This window comes from Nostoc sp. FACHB-190, from assembly GCF_014696905.1.
Classification (GTDB): Bacteria; Cyanobacteriota; Cyanobacteriia; order Cyanobacteriales; family Nostocaceae; genus Nostoc_B.
The window spans coordinates 71,282-85,506 of record NZ_JACJQW010000026.1 but is presented as its reverse complement, the minus strand read 5'-3'; the positions used below and the strand labels follow the sequence as shown (position 1 = coordinate 85,506).

Below are 14,225 nucleotides of genomic sequence, written 5' to 3'. Positions count from 1 at the left end.
AGACCTTGGGTAGATTAAGCTAGATAGCTTTCTAACAATTTTTCAATTTAACTGGAGATACTAACTATGCCGAAAATTACTGATTTTGTTGAAGATGCTGGCGCTCCTGGAATTATAGCTGGTATCGGTGCAGTTCTACTTGCACCCGTCCTGATTCCTGTTGTCGCCGGCATTGGTAAACCCATTGCTAAGAGCATCATCAAAGGCGGAATTGTCGCTTACGAAAAAAGCAAAGGCGCATTTGCAGAACTAGGCGAAACCTGGGAAGACATCGTAGCTGAAGCCAAAGCCGAACTCGCTGAAGACAGAGAAACCCCATTATTTGAAGCTGCGGCGACCCCAGTGGACAGCGCATCTGATAATGGTGCATAAGCTAGTAGTTCACCAACCCAATATTGTTGTGTAGACCCAGCAAGGGAGCAGGGGAGCAGGGGAAAATGAAGGTACTCTCTCCCCTGCCCCTCTGCTGTCCACCACGCAAAGTTCTGTTGGCAGACTACTAGGCTGTGTTTTGGAAAGGATGAAGAATCAAGTTGCAGACTCAATACTTCAAACTTTCCTATTCATCAGATATGGCAGTTCTTAATCGTTACTAAATCAAAAGATCCCCGACTTCTTTAAGAAGTCGGGGATCTGAGCAACATAATTTATCAACCAAATAGGATTCAAAGTATTACTCAGGAGGGTGGATGTGTTTACAAATAATCATGGTAATGTCACTATGATGCCGAAAGTTGTGGAGGCAAATACCTTGAACACGCCATCCCAGCCTATCTCGACCAAAATCATCAGCGATACCCCAGGCAGACTACGCTTAAGAATAGCCCCATCTCATCGCCACACTGGGGAAATGCAACGCATCGTCAAGATGTTGAACGCTCAACCCAATATCAATCAGGTAAATACTAATATCCAAAATGGTAGTATCGTCATTCATCACGATCGCAACAATCAAAGCTGGCAAAATGTCTTAGCTACACTCAAAGATATTGGCATCATTTTCGCTGATGTTACCACCGGTAGCGAAAGCCACTCCGAAGCAGCAGCTACAGTCGCTAATGCGGTTTTTGACTTAAACGAACAAGTCGAAAAATCCACAAATGGCGTAGTTGATTTACGCTTTATCTTTCCTTTAGCGTTGGGATGTTTATCGGTGAGACAGTTGCTAGTTAAAGGTTTGCAACTAGAAATTATCCCTTGGTATGTTTTGGCATGGTACGCCTTTGATAGTTTCATCAAACTGCATGGAGTCAAAAAACCAGAACCCATCACTGTGTCTGAGAAACAGTAAAAATAAATTGGCGTTGCATAAATGCGGGATTAACTGTTTCACGCAGAGGCGCAAAGGCGCAGAGAAATTGAGGACTTACGCAACTGGCATATTTTTTCTTTAGGGTGTGTGACGCAACGAGAAGATTTGAACGTAGTTATCAGATTTATAGCGTCACGCACCAACCGCCAATTGTGACGCTTACGTAAGTCATGAACTTATCTCGGTGGATATCCTAAAGCAGTCGCGTAACCTGATTTTAGTTGCTGATCTGCACCGAGTAGACCTTTCCTCGTTGCCACCTCTTCGCTTATCTTAAATGTCTCAATAATTTCCTTAACTGTCTTAACTGACCTTGTGTTCTGATAAGAACTTTGAAATATTAAAAGCATGAAGTGTATAGGAAGCGCACTTCATACAGCTTCCACCAAAGCATTTATCAAACTAGAAGCTTAAAGCAGGCAACTAACTATTTATGCTGCTGCAATAGTATTCTGTACTGGATTAATGTCTTGTGGCGAATCAATCATAAAAACACAAGGAGGAGTTTTCTATGACTAATATTAAAAGTAGTAAAACCTACGAAAATTTAAAGAACGCTTTTGCTATAGCGTATCTAGAAAATAAATTTTATTTAGATTTTGCTAGAGTTGCTGATGAGGAAGGTCATCCTGACATAGCTGGGATATATAAAGATACCGCAGAGAAGAAAATCAGCCATGCTCTCGGTCATTTAGATCATGCAAAGTCTTTTGGCGCTCCCTTAACTAACTTGCCAACTGGTAGAACTGAGGACAACCTTAAATTTGCTGTAGATGAAGAGACAAGTAACTACACAGAGTTGTATCCTTACTTTGCCAAGATTGCTCGTGAAGAAGGGTTCAACGACATCGCGGAATGGTTCGAGACGGTAGCTAAAGCTACCAGATCAAATGCTGGACGTTTTCAGAAGGGTTTAGACTCACTGAACTTCTAACTTGTATTTGATAGTAACCGTTCAGAGGTGCGCCCCTTTCCAGCATTAATTATCTGTTGAGCGTATGTTTTTTCATACTTTTGCGTAAGTCCTAGAATATAATCATATCCCCAGCTTTTTCAAAAAAGTCGGGGATATTGTCAATTCAGATTATCTATTCCTGCTTGCTGCTTGCAGAGCATTAATAGCTAAACTCACCCCAGCTTTTTCGTTGTTATAAAAATGGTTTTGTGGGTTTTGTAAAATTTGCTGAATTGTTTGCAACTCATCTATGGCATTCAAGTCAGATGCAGTGAAAAAATTCGCTCTGGATTTTTCTTGAAGATTTGTAACTATTCTTACAACTGCTCTAGCAGCTTTGCTACGCACTGTCCAATCTGGGTCTTGCAAACCTTGGATTAAATAAGGCAAAGTTGCACTAGTATCTGTACTGATACTACCAATAGTCTCCAAAGCTAACGCTCTTACTGATGGTTCGCCGTGTTTTAAGGCTCTCCCAAGATTTGGAAGAATAGGAGTAACTTCAGTACTAATGTTATTTAAGTTTTCCGCAGTCACAAGGCGAGTTTGAGGATCATTCGTATTGCTGAGATTGGAAATTAAGCGAGATACGATAAAAGCAGATTTAGTATTTAACTTGACTAAAGATGTCGCTGCACTAAAACGCACCGAAAAGTCAGAATCTTGCAGCGCATCAACCAGATAACTGGAAAACTTAGCAGCTTCAATCACCGTATTTGCGCCATTAGAATCACCAGTATCTTCAGCAACAATATTACCAATAGCTCTGGCTGCACTACTACGGACAAACCAATTTGGGTCTTGCAGAGTCTTGACTAAAGTAGGTAAAGCATCTTTAACTAATAAACCACCTTTTTGAGACAACACTAAAGCTGCACCACTGCGTACTCGCCAATCAGGGTTTACCAAGGCCAGCTTGAGTTTATCTAATGTTTCACTGCTAAACTCTCTGTCGTTAACATTGCCTAAAGCTGTAACAATATTCAGTTGTTCTAATAAATCTTCGTTGCTCAAACCTTGGATTAACTGATCCACTCTCTCACTATTGGGAGTTTGTGCCAAAGTTTGATTACTTATACTACTGACAATTAAAGGTGATACAAAAGTCAACACACTTACGGCTACGCGATGTGCTAACAACCAATTAGGAACTTTAGCCCAGAAGTTGAAATCAATGTGTTTTGCCATAAAAGGTACTTCTGTATACAGGAATGCCATTTTGTCTCCTCAGTATTTTATATTACCACTCAAAATCTTGATGGACAAATACATTTAGGACTTACGCACAAAGTTTGTCTGTGGTGAATGGGTGTGAGAACTTACACATTGTCATTACGCACCAACTACCAATTGTGACACTTACGCAAGTGCTGTGTCTGTTGAATTATTTAGTTGTTAAATTTCTCTTTTTGCCTTAATTCCAGCCGTTACTGTTTCTTAACTCTACCTGAGCCAGTAGTATACGGTTTTTAGGCTGCTAGAGACTTGATTTTTCTGTAAAGCTCAAATTTGGCGTTAAAAATTGCATACCTTTCTTCATCCAGAAATATACATAGATGTAAGATAATAATCTAATATTTCTCAGTAAAAACACTAATAATACTGATTATAAGTTTTGTTAACAAGAATATTTAAGGGGTTAAATCATGAATTTTCGATTAAAGTATGTAGTCTTGATTACATCTTCTCTGCTTTTGTCAATTGCAGTTCCCTCTTTGTCTAAAACAAGCCAGACGCTGATATCACAGGCTTCGGCTCAAACCCAGACAAGTGATACCCGGAAAGTAGAAGCAGATAAGCTGTTTCAAGAAGGCGTACAGCAATATCGGCGCGGGGAATATCCCAAAGCGTTGCAGACTTATCAACAAGTGCTAGAAATACGGCGACAGATGGGGGATAAAGCCGGAATTGGTCAAACTCTGAATAATATTGGACTGGTTTACAACGGGTTGCAGCAAAACGACAAAGCATTAGAAATTTTACAACAAGCTTTAACAATTCGTAAAGAAATTAAAGACCGCGCTGGAGAGGGAGAAACTCTAGATATTTTGGGTGGGGTTTACCTTGCTTTATCACAAGACGAAAAATCGCTGGAAATTCTAGAACAAGCCTTAGCAATTCGCCGCGAGGTAAAAGATAGAAATGGTGAAGCAGTCACTCTTAGTAAAATGGGATTTACTTATGTTTTCTTGAAAAAGCAAGAACAGGGTTTGAAACTTTTACAGGAAGCACTAGGGCTACACCAAGAACTAAAAGACAAGTTTCAAGAAGGATTTACCTTATTTAGAATAGCGCAAGTTTATTGGAATGCAGATGACTATCCTCGTGCTTTGGAATGGTACAAAAAATCATTGATAGCAAACAGAGAGGTGGGAAACCTTGCTTGGGAAGGTAGAAGTTTGCAGCAGATAGGAACGATGTATGAAAAGCAAAAGCAATATAAAGAAGCAATACAGTATTATCAGCAAGCTTTACCTCTAATTCGAGAAGCGGGAATTAGCCTAGCAGAAGAATATATCATAGCGTCAATAGGAGATGCTTTCAACAATCTCAAACAATATGATCAGAATATAGCCTTTTATCAGAAGGAATTAGCTAATGCTAGAAAATCAAATAATAAATCCTTGCAAGGTAATATTCTTCAATGGATAGGAAGTACTTACTTTAAGCAAGAAAAATATGACCGCGCTTTAGAATTTTTCCAGCAAGCACTAGTATTTGTGCCAGAAGTAAAAGATAAGTCTTTTAAAGCTAATATTCTTGCTGGGATAGGAGATTGTTATTTTAGAAAGAAAGAATATCAACAAGCAATTAATTTTTATCAACAAGCAATTGTGGCTGCAAAAGACACAGATGACAGTGCATTTGAAGGTAAAATTCTCAATCAAATAGGAAGCTCTTACTTTCTCCAGGAACAATATGATTCAGCTTTGAAATTTTATCAGCAAGCACTTCCTTTAGCCAGAAAAGCAAAAAATGAATCGCTGGAAATACAGATTCTCTCTTATATAGCGGATACTTACGGTAATCAAAAACAATATGACCGTGCCATAGAGTTTTATCAGCAAGAATTACAGACTACACAAAAGACAGATAAGAAGTTAGTACAAGGTAACATTCTCTTATTTATAGGTAATGCTTACTCTTTCAAAGATGATCAAGCACGGGCTTTAGAGTTTTATCAGCAAGCATTAAATCTTTTTACAGCAGTTAACGCTCAGGATATGCAGCTAAAAACTCTGATAGTAACCATGCGATCGCACTACTTAATTGCTTCCTCTGCTCAAAATAAAAAAGATTATTCTTCTGCTATTAATGAAGCCAACAAAGTCATTAAATTAGCACCAGAAGCATTAACTATTGCTAGAGATTTGAAACAAAAATCAGATGAAAAGGATGTAAATAAAATCCAAAGCCGAGCTTATACTTTAACAGGAAATATCCATCTAGATTTAGGAGATTTAAAAAAAGCACAGGAGTTTGCTGAACAAGGTCTCAAAATTGCCCAACAGTCTGAAAATTTAGAAGCAGAAAATTTTGCTTTGTTGGTTCTAGATGGAGTTTATCAGTCACTAGGAAATCAAACCAAAAAAATTGAACTCAATCAGCGACGGTTAGACATTGCCCAAAAACTTCAAAAACCTATTTCGGAAGTGCAAGCTTTATTAAATATTGCCAGTAGCAACAATCTGCTAGGAAATTACCAAAAAGCTATTGAATTATTGGATCAAGCTTTAATAAAGATAGAAGTGGTTGATATTAAAAAATTACCTGAAGATGAACAGGCTAATGCTTGGCAAAGAAAATCTTTTGTTTTTTGGAATTTGAGTGGGTCTTATATTGCACTAGGAGAATATGATAAAGCTTTAAAATTTGCCCAACAGCGTCTTGATTTGGCAGAGACATTAAAAAAACCAGAACTAAAAGCACCAGCATTAATTGGTTTAGGTGATGTATATACTGCGCGACAAGAATTTGATCAGGCTATTAAACTTACTCAACAAGCTTTAGATATAGCTAAACAAATTAAAAATACTGAGATAGAAGTAGACGCATTGCAGGAACTTGCTAAAATCTATGTCGCAAGGGGAAATTATTCACAAGCTACAGAATTAGCGAATTTACTGTCAGAGAAAGCAGACAAAACTAAAAATCTTAAGCTGAAAAGAGATGCTCTAAATATTCTCAAAGATGTTTATACTGCTCAAGGTAACTTGCAGAAAGTTTTGGAAATATTACAACAAAGCTTAAAAATTGCCAAGCAAGATACAAATCCGTCATCTGAGTTTCGTACATTAGTTGATCAAGCAGCATTTTACATATCCCCAGTTGTAGATTATCAACAAGCTCTCGATTTATCTCAACAAGCAAATTCGACAGCCAAGAAACTGCAAAATCCCCAATTGGAGGGTATGAGTTTATTTTTACTTGCTTATGTACACTTTGCTAAAGGTGAACCACAAAAGACTATTGAATTTGCTAATCAAGGGTTAGCTATTTCCCAAAATAAGAAGATGATTTGGCTAGAAATGTTAGCAAATATAGTACTAAGTGTAGGTTATGGTGATTTAAATAATGATCAAAAAGCTATGGAATCAGCCCAAGCTTTACTAGCACTTACTAGAAAAGCCCAAAGTCCTAAAGATGAAAAAACGGCACTGACACTTTTAGGACATATTCATCGCAAATTTGGCAGAAAGCAGGACGCAATAAACACATATAAACAAGCTTTATCAATCAAAGTTTCAGCGAAAGCGGTAGGTGCTGATTCAGATATATATGCTGGCTTAGGTCGCGCTTATGCTGATTTAAATCAACCTGAAGAAGCGATTAAAAACTTGAGAGAAGCTTTCACTCGTGCAGAGGAAATCAGACGTGGTTTCCAAGGACTGACACCAGACTTACAAGCATCGTTTTGGGAACAAATAGCTGATTTTGATAGAGTAAAAACCGTTGATATTTACCGTCAATATGCCGATTTGTTACTCAAACAAGGACGTACAGCAGAAGCACAGCAGGTTTTAGATTTAATTAATATACGAGACCTCAGAGAAGCGAGAACCCAAGTAAGAAATAACTCTTTAATCGCTTTGGGATTACAAATTCAAGAATGTGATCGAAAGGAAAATAAATGTTCTCCCAGCGAAAAAAGTCAACTTCTAGACCAAGTTGACGCTATCAATACACAATACAATGAAGACTTAAAAGCAATTGAAAAGGAAATAAGTTCCAGAATTTCTCTAGATCGTGCTGCTTTTGACCCAACATATAAGGATAAAGCTAGAGAAATAGTGGAAGCCGAACCGGGTACAGTGATGATTTATCCTTTTGTATTAGAAGATAAAATGTGGTTGCTATTAACTGCACCTGGAGGAGTACATAAGGCTGTTGAAGTTAAAATTAGCAGAAAAGAATTAGGAAAAGCAGTCCAAGAGTTTCGTGATTTGATGGAACATTGTGAAAAATATGGTGTTGTTTGTACATCTGCTGATATTCCTAAAATACAACAAGCTAGTCAAAAACTGTATAACTTGCTAATTAAACCCTTAGAACCAGAATTGAACGCAAATCCAGTGAAAAATCTTGTCTTTGCCCTTGATAGGGTAGTGCGTTATGTTCCCATGAGTGCGTTGTATGATGGCAAACAATATTTAATTGAGAAATACAGAGTTCATAATATCCTTTCATCACCACTTGTAGATGTTGCAACACCTAATCTAAAAGCAACCAAAGATACTCAAGTATTAGCGATGGGTGTATCTGACTCTGTAGAGGGATCAGCACCTCTAACACATGTACCAACCGAGATTGATAACATTTTTAAAGTTTATTCTGGGTTAAAGTTCCTCAATCAAAAATTTGACTTTAAGACTCTACGAGATAATCTTGCTGGTAAGCAAATTTTACACTTGGCTACTCATGGTGAATTTGTATATCGTGATAAAAAAGCTAAAACTTACGAATCATATATACTTTCAGGAGAAGGTAAATTAACCATATCTCAAATTCAAAAGTTGAGAGAATTGGGCAAAATTCATCTAGTTGTATTGTCTGCTTGTCGTACCGCCCTTGCTGAGTCACTTGAGCAAGATGGGATAGAAATTAACTCTATGGCTTATGAGTTTATGAAAGAAGGTGCTAAATCTGTAATTGCTTCTTTATGGTTAGTTAGTGACGCTAGTACTGCCCAATTAATGCAAGAATTTTATAAAAACTTAGCTACTGGTAAAATGGCAAAATCAGAAGCATTACGCCAAGCACAATTGAGTTTATTACACGCGAATAAATCTAATAAAGGCAATGATAAACAACGTGGTGGAATTGAAGCCAGACCAAAGCCAGGTGTATCTCCAAGAAATCAAGACAATGCCAAGAACTATGCACACCCATACTATTGGTCTCCATTCATTTTAATGGGCAATGGGTTGTAATGAATGAGTTCTTATCTTAAGTGCGATTCGAGCTTTTACACAATTAGAATTAACGCGGGCAAGATGCCCACCCCACAAGAGTTATTGGCATTTCCGTTATGTAAACTAGTAGTCCACCAACCCAATATTGCTGTGTAGACCCTGTAAGGGAGCAGGGGAGCAGGGGAGCAGGGGGGAATGAAGGTACTCTCTCCCCTGCCCCTCTGCCCCTCTGCCAGCCACCACACAAAGTTCTCTTGGCAGACTACTAGATGTGGTTTAGCTTACCTATAGCAGTCCTAAATTATTTGTAAACTAAAAGATCCCCGACTTCTTAAAGAAGTCGGGGATCTGAGCCTCTCAACGTTCACAAATCAAATAGGATTGCTATATCACCTATCACCTGCTCTAACCTTTTTATCAAAGCCCTAGAATAGTGATGACAACTGCTGTGAGTCATATCTACCTGTGAAAGCCCCTACTAGCAATTTAGAACCAACTCAGTCGCGTAAGGCAGATCATATCCGTATCTGTTTGGAAGAAGACGTTCAGTGCCGTGAAATTACCAATGGATTGGAAAGTTATCGTTTTAGCCATTGTTGTTTACCAGAAATCGATCGCAACGATATTGATATCAGCACCAATTTTTTAGGCAAGTACCTAGTAGCACCATTACTCATTTCTTCCATGACTGGTGGAACTGAGGAAGCGGGAATCATTAACCGACGTTTAGCGGAAGTCTGTCAGCACTACAAGTTGGCGATGGGTGTCGGTTCTCAACGGGTAGCTGTAGAAAAACCCCAGGTGGTTGATACTTTTGCGATGCGTAAATATGCGCCGGATGTTTTGTTGTTTGCCAATGTAGGCGCTGTGCAACTGAACTATAAGTATGGTTTAGATGAATGTCTGCGAATCATCGATATGCTAGAAGCTGATGCGTTGATTCTGCACATTAATCCTCTGCAAGAGTGCATTCAACCTAGAGGGGATGTGAATTTTCGCGGCTTAATTGACAAAATCACTAATTTATGTAGTAAGTTAAATGTACCGGTGATTGCGAAAGAGGTAGGTAATGGTATTTCCGGTGCAATGGCGGAAAAATTGATGGCGGCTGGAGTGAGGGCAATTGATGTTGCTGGTGCGGGGGGTACTTCTTGGGCAAAAGTGGAGGGTGAACGTGCAGAAAATGACTTGCAACGCAGGTTAGGCAGAACATTTGCAGATTGGGGCATCCCAACAGCAGAATGTATTACAAGTGTACGCGCGATCGCACCGGATATTCCCTTAATTGCCTCTGGTGGCTTGCGTCATGGCTTAGATGTTGCCAAAGCGATCGCATTAGGTGCAGATATCGCAGGTTTAGCAATGCCTTTTTTGCAAGCGGCGGTAATTTCAGAAACAGCAATTTCAGAGTTAGTAGAAGTTTTAATGGCTGAAATTGTCACAGTGCTATTTTGTACAGGGAATACTAACTTACAACAGTTAAAACATTCTGGCAGTTTACAACGCCTAAAATAAAGTCAGGAGTTAAGCGTCAGAGGTAGGATTTAATACGCAGCCCAATTCCCAAAAGAGTTTAGCTGTTGTAGTCAATCACTCACCATCAGTCCAATAATTCCTGAACGCTAAAGGTCTCCAGAGTTTTCTGGAGAGACAATCTAAAATCTAAAATTGATAGACTAATGACTAATTTTGTTAAACAAACTGCTGCCAGTGTGATTGGTAGCTTACTGGGGTTATTTATTTTCTTTGGGATTGGGACTACAGGACTATTTTTACTCCTATTTGCGATCGCAGCTACTCAAGAGGTGAGTCCAGTAGTCAAAAACAAGTCTGTATTAGTGTTTGACTTATCTTTGAATATTACCGATCGAGAACCAACTGCGGGTGAAGAATTACAAAGAACATTATCAGGGACTCCAGAAGACAGAATCACACTCCGCAAAGTTCTAGATGCGATTAACCAAGCCAAACAAGATCCAAAAATTGTTGGTATATATATAGATGGTAGTAATAGTTCCGGGGGAAATTTAGGCTTTGCTTCCCTGAAAGAAATTCGCAAAGCTTTAGAAGAATTTCGCGCCGCCGGGAAAAAAGTAGTTGCTTATGGTCAAGATTGGGGTAAAAAAGAATATTATCTCAGTTCTGTGGCTGATACCGTAGTTCTCAATCCCTTGGGTGCAATAGAAATCAATGGTTTGGGTAGCCAACCAATGTTCTTAAGCGGTGCATTGCAAAAGTTTGGTATTGGTGTACAGGTTGTGCGAGTTGGCAAATTTAAAGGCGCTGTTGAACCGTTCATTTTAAACAAACTCAGTCCAGAAAACCGCGAACAAACCCAGAAACTACTGGATGACGTGTGGAGCGAGTGGCGAACTACAGTAGGTACAAGCCGCAAAATTAACCCGCAAAAATTGCAAGCGATCGCCGATAATCAAGCCATAGTCGAAGCACCAGCAGCGAAAACCAATGGTTTAGTTGATCAAGTTGCATACCATGATCAAGTAGTTGCAGACTTGAAAAAACTCACCGATAGCGATCAAAATGAGAAAAATTTCCGCCAAGTTGACATTCTAGAATACTCCCAAGTTATTAATAAATCCCTCAAAGCCGAACAAGCATCAAAAAACCAAATTGCTGTAGTCTATGCCGAAGGCGAAATTGTTGATGGTAGCGGTGATAATGAACAAGTAGGTGGCGATCGCTTTGCTAAAATCTTCAACAAAATCCGCCAAGATAAAAATATTAAAGCCGTTGTTTTAAGAATTAATAGTCCTGGTGGTAGCGCCACAGCCGCCGAAATCATGCAACGGGAAATTCGCTTAACCCATGAAGTTAAACCTGTAGTAGTATCTATGGGTGATGTCGCCGCTTCTGGTGGTTATTGGATTGCAAGTGACTCTAGCCGAATTTTTGCCGAACCAAATACCATCACTGGCTCAATTGGTGTATTTGGTATCCTATTCAACGGACAAAAACTAGCAAATGATAATGGTATCACTTGGGATGTAGTCAAAACAGCCCGCTACGCCGATGCTCAAACTGTGGCTCGTCCCAAATCACCCCAAGAGATAGCACTGTATCAACGTAGCGTCAACCGAATTTACAGCATATTCCTCGATAAAGTTGCCAAAGGACGCAAATTACCAGAACAAAAAGTTGCCGAAATTGCTCAAGGTAGAATTTGGTCTGGTGTGGCTGCAAAACAAATTGGTTTGGTAGATGAAATTGGTGGACTGAATGCGGCGGTGAAATACGCAGCCGAAAAAGCCAACTTAGGCAATAATTGGCAGTTAAAAGAATATCCCAAAGAAAATAGCCTCAACGAAATTTTATTTGGTAAAGCCGTGGAAGAAGCCAGCACAGCTTTAAAAATCCAGGGACAACAACAAATCAAAGCCACCAACCCTCTCACCGCAGAATTCCAAAAACTGCAACAAGAATTAGAGATATTTCAAAGCATGAATGATCCTAATGGGGTTTATGCTCGTTTGCCGTTTAATTTAAAAATCGAGTAAGTAATTGCTATACGGATAAACCAAGTATCTTTGATGTTAAACTGCCATTGGTTGAAGCTTCCAATGTCAATGGACTGACAAAGTTTTTGATGTCTAGCCACAAGCCTTTCGGGTGAAATATCTACCTTACTCCCAGGGAAGCTATACAGAAAGTTTCAGCATTTGCCTGGGGATGACTCATCCTTTCGCAGCGCAGCTTTACAGTTACGCATCTACCCCCAACTATCCTCTATGAAAAATCTCGCTTTACTATCTACTACAGCCTTGACTGTTTCGGGATTGGTTTTCGGAACCATGCAAGCTGTCTCTGCTGCCACTTTAAATTGGGAATGGAGTTATTTTGGTTCTGGTATAACAGCACGCGGTAAATTCATTACTAATGACACTCCTGACAATTTCGGTTTTTACGAGATTTTGGACATCAGTGGCACCCGTAATAATGAAACAATTACTGGTTTGCAACCTGCGGGGACTCCTATACCTGGCAACGAACCTTTTAACGTGGACAATTTAATTAGTTTGAATAGTCAGCAGTTAACAGGTGACGGTTTTGGTTATTCCACATCATCAGGAAACTATGCTAGTCCGTTTTTTGCTAGTTTTCTGCCCATACCGGGTTATTTAGAGGTTTTTTCAGCACCGCCGTTTGTGTTGGGGTCTTTGGGGACAGAAGATAGTGAATCAGCCGTTGTTTTTTCAGCCAGAATTATCTCTATTCCTGAATATACGTCAATTTTGAGCTTACTTGCTGTTGGCACTCTTGGCCTAGTATCAGCATCTAAACGCCAGCAATCGCTACAATTGACTAAACAGAAACATGCAAAAGCTTCTTGACATACTCCCCACCCTTGAAGAGTGGGGATTCTAGGCTCAAACAGCGATAGCAGGCATAACCCGACTGACATCACCTAACCCAACAGTCGATGCCCCGACTGCACAAATTACCTGAGATGCGTTTTCATCCCTGCCGTTTAATGACTGACAGGACGGACAGCGCCACTCTCTAGTAGACAAATCAAGACTTTCTAAAACATGGCCGCAGCAAGAACAAGTCTTAGTGCTGGGATACCATTGGTCGATGAAAACAACCCTCTTTTTCTTCTTTTTGGCAACCCATTCTAGTATTTGTAGAAACTCTCCCAACGCCAAATCTGAGATTTTCCTTCCCCACAGACGCTGCATTCCTTTGAGGTTTAAGGTTTCAAAACATAGCACATCAAACTTATCAGTTAGTTCATGTGCCAACTTCCAAAACCAATCACGCCGACGATGAGAAATATCTTCATGCTTGCGTACTAAATTTTTTCTAGCTCGTTCTCTGTTAGATGAGCCTTTTAACTTTTTGGAATGCTGTCTACTAGCATTTTTAATAGCGTTTAGGGATTGCTTAAAAAATTGGGGTGACTCAATTTTAGTACCGTCCGAGCAAGTGAGAAATATCTTGAGTCCAAAATCAAACCCCGCTATTCTACCAGTCGTGGACTTGGTTTCTGACTCAACACAATTATCAACCACCACAACCATAAACAACTCACCCAACGGTGTGCGTTTAATGGTTAGGGTATGAACAGTTCCCTCAATCTCTCTAGACTTCCAAAATTGATATACTCGCTGACCTATTTTTACTCTATTGCCATTTAAAAACTTATAGCCAGCTTGTTTAAGGGTGAATGATTTGTATTTTTTAACTTTCTTAAATCCCGGTGTTCTAACTCCTTTTTTATTATGTTTAAAAAACAATTGATAGGCTTTCTCAATGCGTTGACAAATATCTTGTACTGATTGAGAGCCTACTGTTTGCCAGAATGGGTTACGCTTTCTTAATTTAGCAATATGAGACTGGAGTTTTGCACAACTCAAATGCTTGCCCCACATTCTGTAGTAGCGTTTGTGTAGAGCAATGCAATGATTATAGATTACCCCGGCAGCATTTATCATGCGTTTGAGGTGTCTATTTCTTTTGTGTTGATATAGCTTAAACTTCAGTGTTTTCATATTAATTTTTTACCAAAAATCTAAAGCTAAAAACT

Annotated in this window: 9 protein-coding genes; 7 read left to right on the top strand and 2 right to left on the bottom strand. The window is 39.3% G+C overall.

Features of this window, described 5'->3' with window-relative positions; all coding sequences use genetic code 11:
• The first annotated feature begins 66 nt into the window (after window positions 1–66).
• The 3 genes from H6G28_RS24340 to H6G28_RS24330 all read left to right on the top strand — a co-directional run bounded on the left by H6G28_RS24340 (window position 67) and on the right by H6G28_RS24330 (window position 2,246).
• Window positions 67–372 (top strand): DUF5132 domain-containing protein, encoded by a 306-nt coding sequence (locus H6G28_RS24340; protein WP_190591426.1) that lies wholly within the window; start codon window positions 67–69, stop codon window positions 370–372.
• A gap of 319 nt (window positions 373–691) precedes the next feature.
• Window positions 692–1,291 (top strand): HMA2 domain-containing protein, encoded by a 600-nt coding sequence (locus H6G28_RS24335; protein WP_190674932.1) that lies wholly within the window; start codon window positions 692–694, stop codon window positions 1,289–1,291.
• A 532-nt stretch (window positions 1,292–1,823) separates the two neighbouring features.
• Window positions 1,824–2,246, top strand: a complete 423-nt coding sequence (locus H6G28_RS24330) for a rubrerythrin family protein (protein WP_190674930.1) — start codon at window positions 1,824–1,826, stop codon at window positions 2,244–2,246.
• Between the two features lie 150 nt (window positions 2,247–2,396).
• On the opposite strand, the gene H6G28_RS24325 is transcribed toward H6G28_RS24330, so the two are convergent.
• Complete coding sequence (locus H6G28_RS24325; protein ID WP_190674928.1) at window positions 2,397–3,485, bottom strand: HEAT repeat domain-containing protein; 1,089 nt, start codon at window positions 3,483–3,485, stop codon at window positions 2,397–2,399.
• Between the two features lie 497 nt (window positions 3,486–3,982).
• Here H6G28_RS24325 and H6G28_RS24320 point away from each other — a divergent pair, with 497 nt between their 5' ends.
• The 4 genes from H6G28_RS24320 (at window position 3,983) to H6G28_RS24305 (ending at window position 13,029) form a co-directional block, all read left to right on the top strand.
• Window positions 3,983–8,698 (top strand): DUF2225 domain-containing protein, encoded by a 4,716-nt coding sequence (locus tag H6G28_RS24320; RefSeq protein ID WP_206758267.1) that lies wholly within the window; start codon window positions 3,983–3,985, stop codon window positions 8,696–8,698.
• A 447-nt stretch (window positions 8,699–9,145) separates the two neighbouring features.
• The gene (gene fni, locus H6G28_RS24315) at window positions 9,146–10,195 is read left to right on the top strand and encodes a type 2 isopentenyl-diphosphate Delta-isomerase (protein ID WP_190674924.1); all 1,050 of its coding nucleotides are present in this window, start codon (window positions 9,146–9,148) and stop codon (window positions 10,193–10,195) included.
• A 164-nt stretch (window positions 10,196–10,359) separates the two neighbouring features.
• Window positions 10,360–12,195 (top strand): signal peptide peptidase SppA, encoded by a 1,836-nt coding sequence (sppA, locus tag H6G28_RS24310; protein WP_190674920.1) that lies wholly within the window; start codon window positions 10,360–10,362, stop codon window positions 12,193–12,195.
• A 231-nt stretch (window positions 12,196–12,426) separates the two neighbouring features.
• Window positions 12,427–13,029, top strand: coding sequence for a PEP-CTERM sorting domain-containing protein (locus H6G28_RS24305; protein ID WP_190674919.1), 603 nt, complete (start codon window positions 12,427–12,429; stop codon window positions 13,027–13,029).
• Between the two features lie 36 nt (window positions 13,030–13,065).
• Here H6G28_RS24305 and H6G28_RS24300 read toward each other — a convergent pair whose 3' ends face one another.
• The gene (locus H6G28_RS24300) at window positions 13,066–14,190 is read right to left on the bottom strand and encodes an RNA-guided endonuclease InsQ/TnpB family protein (protein ID WP_190674916.1); all 1,125 of its coding nucleotides are present in this window, start codon (window positions 14,188–14,190) and stop codon (window positions 13,066–13,068) included.
• Window positions 14,191–14,225 lie beyond the last annotated feature (35 nt).

What these genes read in the sequence shown, in the direction of transcription:
- H6G28_RS24300 (WP_190674916.1), bottom strand. Translation starts at nt 14,190, where the DNA reads ATGAAAACACTGAAGTTTAAGCTATATCAACACAAAAGAAATAGACAC.
- H6G28_RS24305 (WP_190674919.1), top strand. Translation starts at nt 12,427, where the DNA reads ATGAAAAATCTCGCTTTACTATCTACTACAGCCTTGACTGTTTCGGGA.
- sppA (WP_190674920.1), top strand. Translation starts at nt 10,360, where the DNA reads ATGACTAATTTTGTTAAACAAACTGCTGCCAGTGTGATTGGTAGCTTA.
- H6G28_RS24325 (WP_190674928.1), bottom strand. Translation starts at nt 3,485, where the DNA reads ATGGCATTCCTGTATACAGAAGTACCTTTTATGGCAAAACACATTGAT.
- H6G28_RS24330 (WP_190674930.1), top strand. Translation starts at nt 1,824, where the DNA reads ATGACTAATATTAAAAGTAGTAAAACCTACGAAAATTTAAAGAACGCT.
- H6G28_RS24340 (WP_190591426.1), top strand. Translation starts at nt 67, where the DNA reads ATGCCGAAAATTACTGATTTTGTTGAAGATGCTGGCGCTCCTGGAATT.